Source organism: Bacillus sp. GMs2/2, from assembly GCF_050172095.1.
Lineage (GTDB): Bacteria > Bacillota > Bacilli > Bacillales > Bacillaceae_G > Bacillus_A > Bacillus_A cereus.
The window spans coordinates 1-15,977 of the sequence record NZ_JBNLYE010000030.1 but is presented as its reverse complement, the minus strand read 5'-3'; the positions used below and the strand labels follow the sequence as shown (position 1 = coordinate 15,977).

The window sequence follows — 15,977 nt, the reverse complement described above, 5'->3', positions numbered from 1 at the left end:
ATTACGCTTATTTTTTATCCGTATTCTTTTTATTTTTGTTTACAATATCTCTCCAACTTTTACCCGTATTTTGACCCATTTGATAAAAACGCTTTGTATTTTGTACCGTTTCAGAAGTATTAATTCGTTCTTGTACTCCTCTTACTTTTTGTTTTACCGATGATGTAGTATTTTTAATCTTTTCGGTTGTATATTGTCCTAATGTCCGTGTTTCTTGACCTCTACTTGCTGCCACTTCTTTATCACTTTCATAAGGAATAATTGGGCTACTATGTGTCACCGTCACGATGTCGGCTGGTGCCGGGCTACTTCCACTTGGTACTGATCTTGGTGTTTCCACTGGTGCCGGGCTTCCCCCACTTGATACTGATCTTGGTGTTTCCACTGGTACCGGGCTACTTCCACTTGGTACTGATCTTGGTGCTTCCACTGGTGCCGGGCTTCCTCCACTTGGTACTGATCTTGGTGTTTCCACTGGTGCCGGGCTTCCCCCACTTGATACTGATCTTGGTGTTTCCACTGGTGCCGGGCTACTTCCACTTGGTACTGATCTTGGTGCTTCCACTGGTGCCAGGCTACTTCCACTTGGTACTGATCTTGGTGCTTCCACTGGTGCCGGGCTTGATGTTTGACTTCCTTCACTTGCTCCCTGTCTTACTATTCCTGGTGTTTGACTTCCTTCACTTGTTCCCTGTCTTACTATTCCTGGTGTTTGACCTCCTTCACTCGCTCCCTGTCTTACTGTTCCTGCTGTTTGACTTCCTTCACTTGTTCCCTGTCTTACTGTTCCTGGTGTTTGACCTCCTTCACTCGCTCCTTGTCTTACTGTTCCTGCTGTTTGACTTCCTTGACTCGCTCCTTGTCTTACTGTTCCTGCTGTTTGACTTCCTTGACTCGCTCCTTGTCTTACTGTTCCTGCTGTTGGATTTCCTTCACTCGCCCCATTTGATTTTCCAGCTTCTTTCATTTCATCTTGAAGACTTGTTATTCCCGTTTCTTGCCCATTCGCTCCCCCTGGGTTTTCGTTCCCTCCTTTTTTCATGTCTTCTTGAATAGATGGCGTACCACCATTCTTTTTACCTTTTTCCTTATTTAAGTTACCTTTTTCTTTTTCATTTTTTGCTAAATCATTACCCTTTGCTTTTTTCTGATCCGCTTTTTTCATTTGATCTTGCAAGGACTCTTTATTTTCGGACTCATTCCCTTTTTTCAAACCGCTTATAAGCCCTGCTACGCCACCTGTTGCCATGGCTGCCGCACTTGCTGTTTTAGCTGCTGCAACACCCGTTCCTTCTGCTGCACCTTTCGCTCCTTTTCCAATCATATTTCCGAGACTCTTCATTGGTTTTGAATTTGCGAGACTGCCAATTCCTTTACCAAGTGCGAAACCACCTACTAACATGCCCCAACTGCTCTTTAATCCAATATCTATTCCAAATAACCTTTCTACGACTGCCGGACCATCTAGAACTGCCATACTAAATGCCGCTAATGCAATCAGATACGGTACACCATTTAATTTGTCATGGACAAATCCCGTCCCAATTAGATATAGCTTCAAAGATAGGAATATCATAATCGTTGCTATAAATATATTGAGAATATTGGATAACACAGCTTTTAACTTTTGACCATTCGCAACATCCGCTGGTGCTAATAGGTTCGCCAACAAGTAGTTAAATGCTAACTCATAAAATAATCTAGCTAATTTAATACTTACTAATAACAAAGTTAATCCTGTTATCAGTAAAGTAAAGAATATATTCCAAAAATTCCAATGCCAGCGGTAATACTTTTCTGGAAAGAAATCAAACCATCCATCTTTTAATTCAGCTAAAGATGCGACTCCCATCCCATCCATTACCCTTTTATACTTAAGAATATCTTGACCACCCTCAGATAATTCCTTATCCTTCGCAAATTCAAAATCTTTATCTATCTTTTCAGTAATATCAATTTGTCTAATGCTTTTTTCCGGAATATTATTTTTCGGATTCATATCTTCTTTCTTTTTCCATCCGTTTTGATCTATTACTGCAACATCCGTTATATTCTTCTTAATAATTTCATCACTTAAAGAACCCTTTTGTTCAGATTTCACAACCGCTATGGCATCATCGGTGAACTTATCGACCTTTGTCATACCAGTACTTAATAAACAAAGTACACTCAATGTTATGAAAATATTGATGATAATTTGAGAACGATTCATTTGTTTATTCATAATAAACATGTAGCCAATATATAAAAACGAAATGGCTAAAAGAACGACAAACAATGGATATAACATATCAACAAAATTTTGGATTTCCGGTGAATTAAAGAATCCTTTAATCCCCAGTATGGCATCTGTCACACCTTCTAAAGCATCTACAACTAAAGATAAACCTACAATTAGGAACCATCCTAGCCAACGCAATACATAATTCACGATGTCTCCTACTTGAAGATAATCCGAGAACGATTCTAAAACCTTTAAAATCTCTTCATCTTTCACTATTTACCCTCCTCTCATGCTTGCTATTATCCCAATACTTCTTTTGCTGTCCAACTCACCCTTTCATTTAGTCTGTCGATACGAATAATCAATTTCCCTTTTTGTTCCCGATCTACTGAAAGGAAAAGAACCGCATCTTCTAGACCAAGAATGACCTCATTTTCTTCTGTTACAAATGGCGAGTAACTATCTAAAATCAATTGCATTTTATCCGTTATTGTCGGTACACACATTCCCTCTTCCTCCTTTATGTTTGGAATCAAAAAAGCACTCAATTATTTGAGTGCTTTCTAACTTGTTACTTGTTCTTTTTCTTCTAAATCACGCAAGATTCGATTAATCTTGTTTTCGACTGCTTGATAGACACTTTTATCGATGTGGTCATTGTGAGCTAACATTTGAAATTCACTGTAAAACTCGCCCATTTCTTGATTTTCAACTTCATCTATTGATTTACCTAATTGCGCTAAAAAGAACTTATCAACCAGTTTCAAAACTGCTAAATCAGATTCAAAAAATTCATTAACCGTTTTTTCCTTCCAATTTTCAATGGAGAGAGAATCAAACGGGCTATCTTCCTGCTGAAATGCCTCTTCCGGAATCTCTTCATCAATACCCATCATTGTTGGCTCTTCTACTGGCTGCGATGTCTCTACTGGTGGCAAATCTTCTTGTTCTGGTTCTGATGTTTTTTTCTCAATTTGTTCTGATTTTCTTTCTCCTAGAAAATCTACAATAAGTGATTTTGGATTTACATCATCATGTAGAGAATCAATATCTATATCTAAAATAGATTTATCTGTATCGAACTCTACTCCTAAGTACTCCCATCTGTATTTTAAGGCTGTTTCTCCCGTATTATAAATCGGGCGAGGTCTGATCCGTTTTCTGTTATTATCCTGACGTTTTATGACACGAATAACAGCACTTTCTCCTTCTTTAAAATTCATAAGTTCATTTGCTGTTAACAGTGGGCGTTGGTCTAGACCTTCCGTTTTATTTTTATCAGTAGAAAGACCTTTCCCACTTCGGGAAGGTAGGTTAATCGTCTGATTCCCTAGTTTTTTGGATACTTTTTCAGCGGTTTCTTGATCGTTTGTTAGAATGTAGATGGTATTCCCACAGTTTCCATCAATCGTATCTGCATCTTCACCATACTTATTTTTTAATTGTGCATATGCCTGGATGATAAGGTTAAAGCGAACATTCCTACCAAGACAAACCGTGATAATATTTGCCATCCCTTCAATACTTGGCATATTACCAAACTCATCGAGGCAAAAAACCACCTCACGGTGACATTTCCCTCCACGAGCGAGGGATGCACCCTTTGCCAATATAAAATAAAGCTGCCTTACAAAAATAGAAGCAATCACATGGTTCGAAGAATCAAAGTCTGGTGTAATCATAAAAATAGCGACTGGCTTATCGAAATAATCCACTTTTGTTATTTTCATATCTTCATTTTCTTCTACCACTTTAAATTCTGTATGACCCGTTTTTTCATCTATTTTTGTAATAGTAATAGATGTTTTTGTTTGAGGGTTTTCTTTTTCGTTACATTGAATGGTATCTCCAACTTGTATTACTTGTTTGAAATCTAATGCAAAACGTCCTGTAATATCTGCCTTGATAGACTCCTTTGAGCCATCTGGAAATACAATGTCTACTCGTTTTCTAGGTGTCACTTTTCCTTTTATCGTTTTTCCAAAACCGACACGTTTTAAATCCACACTATTTTTTGCGGTCATTTTAGCGATTTCATCAAATGTAAAAATAGAAAGTCCGTTCATTGTTTGAGTGAAAATTCCGCCTCGTGTCGTTCCTTTTGAGAAGTTTGAGGTTGCATATTGCATCTTTGCAACGCTATCCGCTGGTAAGCCTTCAAAGTATAAATCTAATGCATTTTGTGGATCTGCTTCCGGATCTACGATTACCTCTTTTGAACCAAGTTCTGATAACATATTTGCAACTGCATACATTGTGATCTTTTCTTCTGTGCCTTCCGCAATGCATTTATCTGTAACGGCTAATATCATGGCGTTACACAAGCTCATAGCACACTGTTGCCAAAAAGGATCTTTTACAGTTGGGTTGTAATACAAAGTGTGTGAGAGTGTCTTACATAATGCCTGTGCCGTTGAATAATCTCCATCTTTATAGGCATCTTTGACAAGCTGCAATAAGTTATAACTCATAGAATCAAGTGGGGTTAATAAATTCAAAACTTCAATGTGATACCCTCGTTCTTCCAACGTTTCTTTCGATGCACTGAAGAGCTCACCCTTTGGATCGTTAAAAATTAAAGATGGTTTATGTTCCGCTCTAGAATAGACATCAATTGTAGGAAATACATAGGTTTCCCCTTTACCAGAACGTGTTGTACCAATGATTAAATTATTCACCGGACTATCATCAATAAATACCTTGTCACCTAATCGTGAGATAACAACACCACCGCCACCTTTAAATGATTCCTCTCGATCTGGTACAGCTCGGTATTGCTTTTTCAACTCTTCAACTGTTGTAAAGCGACTAGATCCTTTCTGATGATTATTTAAGTTTTTAAAGGAAGATTTCAATTTGTACACTGTTCTCGCTATAGTTCCAATCACCACAAGGAAAACAAGCAAGTAGTAAACTGGATGCTCTGCAATTGGCATCTGAAAAAGAAATCCTACCTCCATATGAAATGGTTTGGGATGTAATAAATCACTAAATGTTGTTTCTATCAGCTCTAAAGTTAAGTTTAATAAAAAATTAGCGATTAAAAACATTCCAACAAACAAAAAAGCACTCAATGGAATGAGTACTTCTTTTTCAGCTAATTTATATTTGATTGATATCTTTTCACTATACATATCAAAGTATCACCTCTGTTCAATCCAGCTTCAAATTAAAAAGGTACTCTTTTTATGAGTACCTTTTTGGCAAAATCAGTTGTTTTCTCTTTATTTACTCGCTACCATCTTTTCATTTTGTTTCAGAACTGGCTTTTCTTGATTCTTTGTTTTCTCTGGTTCTGTCGGCTTCTCTGGATTTGTTGGTTTTTCCGGTTCTGTTGGCTTCTCTGGGTTTGTTGGTTTTTCCGGCTCTGTCGGTTTCTCTGGATTTGTTGGTTTTTCCGGTTCTGTTGGCTTCTCTGGGTTTGTTGGTTTTTCTGGTTCTGTTGGCTTCTGTGGTTCTGTTGGTTTCTCTGGTTCTGTTGGTTTTCCCGGTTCTGTTGGCTTTTCTGGATCTGTTGGTTTCTCTGGTTCTGTTGGTTTTTCCGGTTCTGTTGGTTTCTCTGGTTCTGTTGGTTTCTCTGGTTCTGTTGGTTTCTCTGGTTCTGTTGGCTTTTCTGGCTCTGTTGGTTTCTCTGGTTCTGTTGGTTTTTCTGGATCTGTTGGTTTTTCTGGATCTGTTGGTTTCTCTGGCTCTGTTGGCTTTTCTGGCTCTGTTGGTTTCTCTGGTTCTGTTGGTTTCTCTGGTTCTGTTGGCTTCTCTGGTTCTGTTGGTTTTTCCGGCTCTGTCGGTTTCTCTGGATTTGTTGGTTTTTCTGGCTCTGTCGGTTTCTCTGGATTTGTTGGTTTTTCCGGCTCTATTGGTGGCTTTGGTTTTTCTGGCTCTGTATTTTCCGTATTACCATTCTCACCCTCCGTTATAATTGGTGGGTTTACAATTGTATCTGGTTTCTTCTCTGGTGGAAGAATATCACCTATACTCGCTACTGAAGAATCAATATTTTGATCACCGAATGCAAAATGATCTCCATTCACGGTGACTTGTGGCTTATTATCCGTAATAGCTGCAATCACATTGTCTTTTGCTGTATCTTGAATTGATTTATCTACCGTTTCTTTATCAAAGAGTGCTAGAACACGAGAAGTAGTGTCATCCCCATTTTGAAGATTACTTACAATAGATTTTTCTTTAAAGTTAATTTTTGATTTATCCAGCTCTTCGAGTACATAAGCAACTTCATTATCCTTACTTTGAATTGCATTCTCTGTTATTGCTTCAAAATCTTGTTTGTTCAGATCTTCTTTCTTTTCCTCCGGCTTATTCTTATCTGCTTTTTTTGTAATAGCTGATTTACTTTTTGATGATTCCTTACTTCCAAACCAACTGCAACCTGTCGTACTTAATATCAATGAACCACCAAGAAAAACAATTCCCATTTTTTTGTACAGATTCTCATAATTTAAAGGCATGTTATTCTCTCCCCCTTAGATGTTCTGTAGATCTTTATCAATTTTTTCAATTTTAGCTTTCTTTTCTTCTTCACTTATCGTAGATTGTTGAATATCTCGTTTTTCTAATTCTTTGACCTCTTTCATTACATTTTTATTTCCTTGCGTTTTAGCAAAGGAATAACAATCTTCATATTTTTTTAGATTTACAAAAGCTTCAACAATGAGTTTTTCACGTCTACCGTCCATATTGACTTTACCCTTAAGCTTAATTACCTCCTCATATTTCTTATTAAGTGCTGCTTTTTCAAAGTCGATTACATCATTTTTGACATCAATTTCATTGATTTTATTCATGTTGTCTATCCCAATAAAATAAGCAACCACACTTTCTGCAAATTTCGGTTCATATTGTAAGGCCTTATTTGCCTTTCCATTTAATAAATAAGTAAATAAAACTGCCTTTTGACTATCTTTATCTAATTCTGTGTAATTGACCTTATCGAAGTATTTAACGGCTTCTCCATACTGCTGAATGGCTGCCTGTTGTAATCCTTTTACTACATATTGTTCAGAGCCAGCATTTGCACTCGAAACTGGTTCGGAAGAGAATAACTTAAAGGCAAATATGGCACCAGCTCCAATTAACACCACGCTTCCTATGACACTCGCAATAATCTTGAATCCTTTTCTATTTTCCTTTCCAGGCTTTACTAGTGTTTTTACTTCATTCGCTGAACTATAAGAGGATTCTTCCTTCCTTTCTGATGATTCTTCTTGATATTCATATTCTTCATGAAAGGGAGAATCATTAATTTCCCTTTCTAACGTTTCTAACAGCTCCTTTTTTTGTTCCTCTTGTTCTGGATCTAATTGCATCACATTCATTTTTTTAGAAATGTGATCATAAATGTGATCTGCATATCTCGAACCAAGTGATAACGTACCGTTATAAATTTCATTAGAATGACCATCTAGCAAATCGAAATCAATATGTTCTTGCCGCCCTGCCTCTCTATAAACTCGTTCTAATCGCTTCGTTAAGATATAAGCTTCATGAAACGAATATTGCTTACCCGACTCAATTTCTGTTCCATTGCTACTCTTAAAAATGACAAACATGGCTTCTCCTTTCTCACATCTACTTTAAATTCCAATGAAAAAAGGCAACAAAAAAAGCCATACCTTTTGCATAGCCTCCTCATTGCCTTATTTATATTTTTTCACTATTTCATCCAGAAAAACGGGAATAAGATTTGACCAAATTTTACATTGCTATTTACGCTCTCTGCTAAGTATTGGCATCCCATTACGATAACAAGTCCGGCTGCCCCACCAAGAAACCACCATATACATTTATGTCTTCCTCGTTCACCGCCCCAAATTAGTAGATAAGCGCCCCAGCAAAATACAATCGCTGTACTAACCATTGCCCCTCTTTGCATCCATGCAATAAATGAATTCCCTGTATTAATTAGACCGTCCATCGCATCACCTAACACTAACATTTGAGATAATGTTTCCAACATTGACATATACATTCACTCCCTTTTCATTTTTAAGTGCTTATACGTTACTAAGCTGACTTGATTCATTTGCCTTGCTGTCTTCTTTTACTTCTTTTACTTCTTTTACTTCTTTTACTTCTTTTACTTCTTTTACTTCTGTTGCCTTATAAGCTTGTAAAGCTTTCATTACTAAATCTTGATTTTCTTCAATGTATTTCTGATGATGCAAATGAAGCCAATGGTTATAATCCTGACCATTGGCTCTTAATAGGTTTGCTACCATATCTTTTTCTTTTTTTAATTCCCTCTGTGTAATCGCCACTATATCACCACCTTTCAATGATTATGTGATTACTTCTGATATTGTTCTTTGCAATTTTGAATAAAGTAGGTAACTTCTTTTTCAAAATCAGATGGTTTAATTTCTTCAAACTTTATTGATTTCTTCAACTCTCCTTTTTCATAGTAAGCTAGAGTATCACGTTTTTGTGACAAGCCGAAATCATGTTGATTACTTGTTCTTGGAACATCCTCTCTACCTCCGAATAATTCCCTAACCAATATATTGTTTTGCTTTGCTAATTTTTCGACTTTAAAAAGTATATCTGCTCTTGTTTTCTTATCATTATTTAATATTATAAAACCTGTGCCATCCTCACTCATGAACTTCTTCATTTCTAACGGACTAAGTTCCATTACTTCCCCTTTTCCCGAGCTAAAGACAAATGTTGAACCAATACCAATTGCAATTAACAGTCCAACAACAGCGGAAATGATCCACCCTTTACGACTCATGTATGTTCCTCCCTATGTCATATTTTTATAAGCGATTTTGAAGTGTGATGAGACACATTTAGACTTCAACATCTGTCTTTATTTTATAACATTTATAGGAAAGTGGGATAGAAAATGGAAATATCATTTATGGCTGGAATGACGAACCCTGTATTGGCATGCGTATAGAGACTAATCCCGACCTAGCTTCTATATGCCCAATACCGCACTACGTATTTTGGCGTGAACGTAGAACCTTATGTATCTACTGTTGTGATGTTCCTCGCTTCTTCAGAATGTCAAAATGGGATATTCCTCACGAGTACTGACACAAACAGGTCTTTGATACAATGCATTTCCCAGTGGTCACAGATGAGTTTTACGATCTTACTCACCCAACGATAATCGTATACCTAACCCCTCTAGTGACCTTTTGAGGGGAGGCACGCATATATATTGTATATTTCACCTTTCTACATCATTACTGAAAGGAAGAGGTACACAATATATATCTAAATTGTCAAAGAGCAAATTACTTTGTGCTATGTTCTCAGCACACTTCAAAATCGCTTTTTTTATTTACACTTTTGTTTGACAGCTACTAATTCCGCATGTTTATTTTTTCGTTTAGCAATTAAGTTTTGATGTTCATCTCTAACCGAGCGCACTTGATAATAGATTTGAGCCACTTTTTCAATGCTTCCTGTGCTATTTTCAATTGCGATGGTGCCTTTCAGTTCGTATGTTTTTCCATCAAAAGTTTTAACACTATGAGCTTGTGATGCCGCAATATCATAAAATGTGAGTCTTTTTTCTTTTCCCATATGAACGCCTCCTATTTTTGATTAAGAAGGGAGAAAAACGATTCTCCCTTGTCTAGTTTTCTAGCCATCTAGATAGGATGAAATAGTGAACGAGTGCTTTAGATCATGCTAGGATTGTTGTGTTATACGTGGTTATGATGCGTTGCGCTGCTTCTTTTCCGTATATGTGTTGTAATGCGGATTGAGATTCAACTACGATTGAATGCTGAATGTGGTATGTTGCGCTTTCTTTCAAAAACTGCTCCATATGAGGGATCGGGTACAAATCATATTGATGAAATACCAGGTGAATTGGTCTTATGTTCTTGCATTCTGTTAGATACTGAAGAAAATTAGATAATGCTTCTCCTCTCTCTTGATACGTACTTGTTTCCGTTTCTACACTGATGTACACAACAGATTTTTGTTTTAGATCCATTTGTAGCGTTTCATAACCAGTTAGTAAATCATGTTTGATGATGTGATACCCTTGTTTTCGTTTTTCGTGATGGGTATCTTCATAAAAGATACCTTTTGGATCAAAAATGAAAATAAAATCGTTGGCGTTTTCTTTCACACCTTCTATGACCGTTTTATACGCCCCAAATCGAGCTTTTATCACACCTGCAACCTTTTCCCCTTCATTCAGTTCTTTCAACGCTCTAATCACCTTTGTATACTTCTTAGCTACGCCTAACATGTATTGCACTCCTTCCTATTTCATTTTCCTCTTCTGACTGCTACTGAAACCAAAAATACTCTTTTTGTTCCCCTTGCTTTTCACGTTGATGTTTTTCAAGAATGTATAGCAAAGTGACAGTTATCGCATCCCTTGTTTCTTTTGAATAAAGACCTAGCTCATGAAAAATATGATATGCTGGATGCTCATTTTCGAGCGAATTTATTACCTCTACCAAGTTCGCTTCACTCTCATACATTTTTTCCGTGAACTCAATAACTTTTTTCACATCTAGGTAGTATAGTTTTTTATGCCGTTGATCCAGATATAAAATACTTCCTGCCAATAATTTTGTAGCGGATTCTATCCAATAATCATGTTGCTTTAATGGTTTAATTACAGTTTGAGCGATTGAAATTGCTTGCATCAATTCTTCAGACAACCAAGCACTCTTGCGCTGCATAACGTCTTCCCCAAGTTTCCCTATTTTTTTCATTTTACCGACGTGGATTTCTGACATCTCATTTCATCTCCCTCTCGGTTTCTTATATCTTGCTCCCTATCCAAAAAATAACCGTCCAAATGGGAATTACGAGTATACATGCATTTCGACATCCAATAGCAAAGCCTAACGGATTTTCATCAATTTCGCTAAAATGAGCTTCATATTCTTTCATATTAAGATTGAGCTTTCTTACGGTTTCTTACTGCAAATACAGCTCCAATTAAGCCGAGTACGACACATGCAAGACCGACCCATTTTATGTATGGATTTTCGGCTTTACCGCCTGTTGTCGGAAGATACGTTTCAATTTTCTTTGGCGTTTGTTCTAGTTGTGGTTTCATAACAATCTGGTGTGGTTTCTCTAGTTGTGGAATGACAGGTTTTTCGGTTACTTTTGGTTGTTCCGGTACCTGCGGTTGTGGTGCTTCTGGTTGCTCTGGCTTTTGTGGTATTTCTGGTTTTTGTGGTTGTTCTGGCTGTTCTGGTTTTGGTGTCTCTGGTGTCGGTTTCTTCTGATCCTTCACCGTATGCTTAATAATTTGACCATCCTCTTTAATTTCAAAAGAGAATATCTCTTCATTCAGTAAATAGCCGTCTGGTGCGAATGTTTCTTTATACGTGTACTTTCCATATGGAAGCTTGAATTTTGCAATGCCGTTTTCATCCGTTTTTCCTTTTGCAACTTCTTTTCCTTGCTCGTTAAAGATAGTAAATTCAGCGTTCGGAAGCTTGTTGTTGCCATCTGCAATATCTACCTTGCTAATCTCTAATTCTCCTGTGATGTGCTTATTTTTCGCTGTTAGCATGATTGTCTTTCCTTGTTCCGAGATACTAAAAGGAATAGATTCTTTCGTTAAAACATAACCAGTTGGTGCTTGCTTCTCAACAAATGAGTATGCTCCAAATGGTAAGTCTTTCACTTCAATCAAACCGTTTTTATCACTTTTATGTTCACTTATTTTCTTCCCTTTACTATCTTGAAGAACGAACACTGCACCTTCTAATTTTTTATCTGGATTCTCTCCATCCACTTTTAGAAGTTGCACGTTTCCTTTTACTTCTTTATTTTCGACTGTGAATGTTAGCGTTTTTCCTTGCTCTTTAATCTCGAATGGATATTTAGTTTGATTAAGAAGGTATCCTTCTACCCCTTTTGTCTCAACAAAATAATACTTTCCATACGGAAGATCCTTCACTTGTGCAATCCCTTGCTCGTTTGTAATTGTTTTTGTGATTTCTTTTCCCTCTGCTGTATACACTGTGAACTCTACTTTTGGAAGTGTTTTTCCACTGTCACTTGATTTCTTAATCTCGATGTTTCCTTTTACCTTCGTATTTTGTACTGTAATTGTTGCAACCTCACCTGTTTTAACTTCAATTTGTTGTGGCTGCCCATTCAGTACATAGCCAGTAGGTGATTTTACCTCTTTAAGAGTATAAGTTCCGATTTCTAAACCAGAAAGGCTAGCAATTCCTTTTTCATTTGTAGTAATAGTACCAACCTTTTCATTCTTACTATTAAACACATCAAATACCGCATCTTGTAATACTTCTTTTTGTTCTCCTACTTTAATAACTTCTAATTGACCTACTGATTTCCAACTCACATTTAAATCCGTACTTACTTTTTCTTCACTACGCTCTAATAGTACGGTAGCATCTTGAATTTTATCAGTTCCTTTGTAAGCAACTGCATGTAAATTGACTAGGTTAGAAGTGATTTTTAAGGAAAGATTACCTGTATTGGAGGATTTCGGAACCAAAATACGGAATTTCTCTCCTAATTGGAATTGTTCTTTCATTTCTCCATTCTCAGCTACAATTTTTGTACCATTCGGTGCATTTTTAAGGTTTACAGTGAATACACCATTTTTAGCGTTACTTTCTACTTGGTACAAACTCGTTTCAAAGTACTCACCATTAAGTTTTGCTTCTTGTTTATCAGTTTGAATTACATTCATGTAAGTTTCTTGTGTTGCGTTACTATGATTCACCGCATAAATAATTTCCTTAGCTGCTTTTTCAACATTAGCATTACGATGCTCAAGCTCCCAAATAGATAATTGTCCTAATGCATTCCAAACCGCTAATTGCGTTGCATAATGAGCTTCCTTCCAATTCGAAACACCTAATTCTTGTGGAGATTTCTGTGGGTATCCATTCATTAAAATTCTATATACCACATTATCTGCTCGCCCTACTTCTGGAAGATCCTCACCATTCGGTGAACGTAGTCCATATGTAAGACAGTACGCAATTTGCCCATTAGAATTTTTGAGGAGTTCCGTTCGAACATCTTTCCCATATTGATGGCTATAACTCCAATCCATTTTATATTGCTCATGCTGAATTACTTCAGCACTTACCTTAGTAAACGGAAATAGGAAGTTTATTGCTACAAGAAGCGTACTCATTGTAATGAGTATCATTTGATACGAACGTTTCAACATGACTAACAGCTCCCTCATATGATATACAATTTTCAAAGATCATTAAAAACTAAATTTTCAGTTTTATTAACTTGAAAAATACTAATTAAGTTATCCTTTTTCTGTATTGTTCATTTACAATATAGATGTATAATTATTGTTTAACGAGTAAATGAAATTTGTTTCATTCTAATCTTGCTCGATAGTACGTAGCAAAAAAAAGTTTTTCAATTGGTTCATTGAAAATATCGGCAAGAAGTTTGGCCCTATTTTCAATAACTCCTTTTGTACCAGTTTCAATGTGATACAGAGTTTTCACGGGTATTTCAGAAGCCTCCGACAGCTCTTGAATTGTTAACCCTTTTGATTCTCTAATATTGCGTATAACAGTCAATTTCTCACCCCCTTAATCACATTCTATTCTCCTTAAAGTAGAATGTCAATCCTTTCGGGAAACTTTTTTATCCCAACGGTGAATTACTATCCCAAAGGTGAATAAATCGATTGGAGTGAAATAAATGATACAGAATTATTTCGGGGAAAATGTTAGAATTCTAAGAACACTTAAAGGATTAAATATGAAGGAACTTGGTGATGTTTTAGGAGTCGCTAGTAGTACTATTTCCAACTGGGAAAATAACAGGAAAGAGCCAAGTTTTGAAACGCTCCAAAAGATCTCCATTTATTTTAATGTAAGTACTGATCGACTCCTAAATCATAAAATTGGTGATAGTGAAGCTCTTACAACAGAAGATCGAAAAATAATTGTAGAACGTTTAGCCCAAGATTTGTACGAAAGTTATAAAAATGTTCCTGATAAAGATAAACCACTATTAGAAAATGAATTGATTGAGTATGCAAAATATTTAACGCATAGAATTGAGACTAAAAATAAACTAAAAGATAGCTGAAATCCATTATTCTTCTTGGAAATTTCCAATTAACAGTAATAATTCACGATAAGTTTCTAAAATTTGATTGTCCTGGTCAATCATTTCATTAAACCATTCTTGATTAAGATTCATTATGTAACCCTCCCGTATTTACGTGAATTTTTTATATTTTCATGTGTTAGTGGCACGAAATTTTTACGCTTTTAAATAATGAACCACCATTATAAAGTACGAAAGACGCTACCTTTTAGTAGCGTCTTTCTTGCTTAAACGGCTTAACCACCGCCGGGGTCGACCATTCTTTGCATAACATATTTATTTGTATCTTGCACTTTTGCATGTTGTGAATCTGGTGTTTCTAATTGAAAAAACGATGTCAATAGCATTACGGTATATAACGTAACCGCTAAAAATTTATTCACTTGACTTCACCTCTTCTTTTAATAGCTCTTTCTTGACGTATTGCGAATAAAAGATATTACCTGTCAATTCAAAAGATTCTAACGATTCTTTTAATCCTATTATATCATTATTTATTTTCGAAAACGAATACTGTTGAAAAGCCGTGAAATTTTTGCCATCTTTTCTCAGTTCTTCATATAGCTTAATTCCTGTTTCCCTATCACCATGCATACATTCAAAAAAAGCTTTCTCAGATAAATGAATAAGATCAAATCTTATCTCATCCAAATTAACACCATTTTCTATATATAAATGCGCTAGTGTAGTATGAAACGCTACATATTTTTGTGTTTTTTGTGGAACTTGAATACTTTCACAAAGAGAAATAGCTTTCTTAATATACTTCTCAGCTGTAGATGGGCATTCAAATGTGAAACTTTCTCCTAAACAACACCACGCTGTAGCTTTAATAATAGAAATATCTAATTCAGAATCCAGAATTTCATAGCATGTATTGCGACATCTTTCTAAGTCATTTCTCATTAAGTATATATAAGCCAAACGCTCTTTATATTTCATTTCCAAGCATTGCTTAACGTACTCTTGTTTTACTTCTTTTAAAATAACATCTGTGCGATCAGCATAAGGGATAACAGCATTATAATTTTGCTTATCATACATAGCTTCCATATATAAAATGTTTAAGGCTGCTTGGCACACTGTATCTGAAGAGAAATCTTTAACATACATCTCATCCAATAGTTGCTGACCTCTTGCTATGTTTTGATTCCTTTTGTTCTGTATTTTATAAACCGCTAAGTACTTCTTTAATCCTTTTGTATCTGAATGTTTTTCTATAATATCTGCTATTAATTTGTATTCTCCCATTGCTTGGCAATAGCATAATGCTTTTTGTACATTTAATGGTGTTTTACAAAGAAGAATATATTCATGAATGATTTTTCCTTGCTCTTCCGAACTATCACAAATGGCTTGAACTAACTTTAAGAAAATCTCAAATTTAAACTCTTCTGTTTTACATTGAAGTCCGTTATCAATTGTTGTTTTACTTGTTCCAATTTCCTTTGCTAGTTGTCTACTACTTATTTTCTTTTCAGTTTTAATTTTCGACAATTTCCCCATTAAATTCTTCAATGTAAAGCCCCCTTCCAAGCACAAGACGTATCACCCAATATAAATTATTTAAAAGACATTTTAATCTATAGTGTAGTATTTTGATATATTCTTGGAGGTTAATAATTAATTTTTATAATCGGGTAATCAAAACTTGTCATTATATAACTTAATTATTAAC

Annotated in this window: 16 protein-coding genes; 1 reads left to right on the top strand and 15 read right to left on the bottom strand. The window is 35.8% G+C overall.

Features of this window, described 5'->3' with window-relative positions; all coding sequences use genetic code 11:
* Positions 1 to 7 precede the first annotated feature (7 nt).
* The 13 genes from ACQGS6_RS07270 to ACQGS6_RS07210 form a co-directional block, all read right to left on the bottom strand.
* A complete protein-coding gene (locus ACQGS6_RS07270) occupies positions 8 to 2,497 on the bottom strand; it encodes a pLS20_p028 family conjugation system transmembrane protein (protein ID WP_426964996.1) in 2,490 nt (829 codons plus the stop codon).
* 26 nt (positions 2,498 to 2,523) lie between these two features.
* Complete coding sequence (locus tag ACQGS6_RS07265; protein ID WP_426964995.1) at positions 2,524 to 2,730, bottom strand: hypothetical protein; 207 nt, start codon at positions 2,728 to 2,730, stop codon at positions 2,524 to 2,526.
* Positions 2,731 to 2,787: 57 nt separating this feature from the next.
* Positions 2,788 to 5,358 carry a VirD4-like conjugal transfer protein, CD1115 family gene (locus tag ACQGS6_RS07260; protein ID WP_426964994.1) on the bottom strand — a complete coding sequence of 857 codons (2,571 nt, stop codon included), beginning with the start codon at positions 5,356 to 5,358 and terminating at the stop codon, positions 2,788 to 2,790.
* A gap of 90 nt (positions 5,359 to 5,448) precedes the next feature.
* On the bottom strand, positions 5,449 to 6,690 hold the full coding sequence (locus ACQGS6_RS07255) for a hypothetical protein (protein WP_426964993.1): 1,242 nt from the start codon (positions 6,688 to 6,690) through the stop codon (positions 5,449 to 5,451).
* Positions 6,691 to 6,705: 15 nt separating this feature from the next.
* The gene (locus tag ACQGS6_RS07250) at positions 6,706 to 7,791 is read right to left on the bottom strand and encodes a hypothetical protein (RefSeq protein WP_426964992.1); all 1,086 of its coding nucleotides are present in this window, start codon (positions 7,789 to 7,791) and stop codon (positions 6,706 to 6,708) included.
* 104 nt (positions 7,792 to 7,895) lie between these two features.
* The gene (locus tag ACQGS6_RS07245) at positions 7,896 to 8,204 is read right to left on the bottom strand and encodes a hypothetical protein (protein WP_000062187.1); all 309 of its coding nucleotides are present in this window, start codon (positions 8,202 to 8,204) and stop codon (positions 7,896 to 7,898) included.
* Between the two features lie 31 nt (positions 8,205 to 8,235).
* Positions 8,236 to 8,499: a hypothetical protein gene (locus ACQGS6_RS07240; protein ID WP_426964991.1), complete on the bottom strand. Its 264-nt coding sequence runs from the start codon at positions 8,497 to 8,499 to the stop codon at positions 8,236 to 8,238.
* A gap of 29 nt (positions 8,500 to 8,528) precedes the next feature.
* A complete protein-coding gene (locus ACQGS6_RS07235) occupies positions 8,529 to 8,972 on the bottom strand; it encodes a hypothetical protein (RefSeq protein ID WP_426964990.1) in 444 nt (147 codons plus the stop codon).
* 554 nt (positions 8,973 to 9,526) lie between these two features.
* Positions 9,527 to 9,775, bottom strand: coding sequence for a hypothetical protein (locus tag ACQGS6_RS07230; RefSeq protein ID WP_000514061.1), 249 nt, complete (start codon positions 9,773 to 9,775; stop codon positions 9,527 to 9,529).
* A 103-nt stretch (positions 9,776 to 9,878) separates the two neighbouring features.
* On the bottom strand, positions 9,879 to 10,454 hold the full coding sequence (locus ACQGS6_RS07225) for a hypothetical protein (RefSeq protein WP_098617068.1): 576 nt from the start codon (positions 10,452 to 10,454) through the stop codon (positions 9,879 to 9,881).
* A 40-nt stretch (positions 10,455 to 10,494) separates the two neighbouring features.
* Positions 10,495 to 10,953 (bottom strand): TRAG family protein, encoded by a 459-nt coding sequence (locus ACQGS6_RS07220; protein ID WP_098617069.1) that lies wholly within the window; start codon positions 10,951 to 10,953, stop codon positions 10,495 to 10,497.
* A 158-nt stretch (positions 10,954 to 11,111) separates the two neighbouring features.
* The gene (locus ACQGS6_RS07215) at positions 11,112 to 13,388 is read right to left on the bottom strand and encodes a SpaA isopeptide-forming pilin-related protein (RefSeq protein WP_426964989.1); all 2,277 of its coding nucleotides are present in this window, start codon (positions 13,386 to 13,388) and stop codon (positions 11,112 to 11,114) included.
* Positions 13,389 to 13,551: 163 nt separating this feature from the next.
* Positions 13,552 to 13,761, bottom strand: a complete 210-nt coding sequence (locus ACQGS6_RS07210) for a helix-turn-helix transcriptional regulator (RefSeq protein ID WP_000216138.1) — start codon at positions 13,759 to 13,761, stop codon at positions 13,552 to 13,554.
* A 124-nt stretch (positions 13,762 to 13,885) separates the two neighbouring features.
* Here ACQGS6_RS07210 and ACQGS6_RS07205 point away from each other — a divergent pair, with 124 nt between their 5' ends.
* Positions 13,886 to 14,278 carry a helix-turn-helix domain-containing protein gene (locus ACQGS6_RS07205; protein ID WP_000615757.1) on the top strand — a complete coding sequence of 131 codons (393 nt, stop codon included), beginning with the start codon at positions 13,886 to 13,888 and terminating at the stop codon, positions 14,276 to 14,278.
* 257 nt (positions 14,279 to 14,535) lie between these two features.
* Here the strand turns inward: ACQGS6_RS07205 and ACQGS6_RS07200 are convergent, their stop codons facing one another.
* Both ACQGS6_RS07200 and ACQGS6_RS07195 read right to left on the bottom strand, forming a co-directional pair.
* Complete coding sequence (locus ACQGS6_RS07200) at positions 14,536 to 14,682, bottom strand: hypothetical protein (RefSeq protein ID WP_001031951.1); 147 nt, start codon at positions 14,680 to 14,682, stop codon at positions 14,536 to 14,538.
* Entirely contained in the window at positions 14,675 to 15,805 is a 1,131-nt protein-coding gene (locus ACQGS6_RS07195; RefSeq protein ID WP_086424307.1) for an AimR family lysis-lysogeny pheromone receptor, read from the bottom strand. The genes ACQGS6_RS07200 and ACQGS6_RS07195 overlap by 8 nt, the downstream gene beginning before the upstream one ends.
* Positions 15,806 to 15,977: the final 172 nt, after the last annotated feature.

Bases quoted from the DNA above. Each gene is read 5' to 3' on its own strand.
- ACQGS6_RS07265 (WP_426964995.1), bottom strand. From the start codon at position 2,730: ATGTGTGTACCGACAATAACGGATAAAATGCAATTGATTTTAGATAGT.
- ACQGS6_RS07260 (WP_426964994.1), bottom strand. From the start codon at position 5,358: ATGTATAGTGAAAAGATATCAATCAAATATAAATTAGCTGAAAAAGAA.
- ACQGS6_RS07255 (WP_426964993.1), bottom strand. From the start codon at position 6,690: ATGCCTTTAAATTATGAGAATCTGTACAAAAAAATGGGAATTGTTTTT.
- ACQGS6_RS07250 (WP_426964992.1), bottom strand. From the start codon at position 7,791: ATGTTTGTCATTTTTAAGAGTAGCAATGGAACAGAAATTGAGTCGGGT.
- ACQGS6_RS07245 (WP_000062187.1), bottom strand. From the start codon at position 8,204: ATGTCAATGTTGGAAACATTATCTCAAATGTTAGTGTTAGGTGATGCG.
- ACQGS6_RS07235 (WP_426964990.1), bottom strand. From the start codon at position 8,972: ATGAGTCGTAAAGGGTGGATCATTTCCGCTGTTGTTGGACTGTTAATT.
- ACQGS6_RS07230 (WP_000514061.1), bottom strand. From the start codon at position 9,775: ATGGGAAAAGAAAAAAGACTCACATTTTATGATATTGCGGCATCACAA.
- ACQGS6_RS07225 (WP_098617068.1), bottom strand. From the start codon at position 10,454: ATGTTAGGCGTAGCTAAGAAGTATACAAAGGTGATTAGAGCGTTGAAA.
- ACQGS6_RS07220 (WP_098617069.1), bottom strand. From the start codon at position 10,953: ATGTCAGAAATCCACGTCGGTAAAATGAAAAAAATAGGGAAACTTGGG.
- ACQGS6_RS07215 (WP_426964989.1), bottom strand. From the start codon at position 13,388: ATGTTGAAACGTTCGTATCAAATGATACTCATTACAATGAGTACGCTT.
- ACQGS6_RS07205 (WP_000615757.1), top strand. From the start codon at position 13,886: ATGATACAGAATTATTTCGGGGAAAATGTTAGAATTCTAAGAACACTT.
- ACQGS6_RS07195 (WP_086424307.1), bottom strand. From the start codon at position 15,805: ATGGGGAAATTGTCGAAAATTAAAACTGAAAAGAAAATAAGTAGTAGA.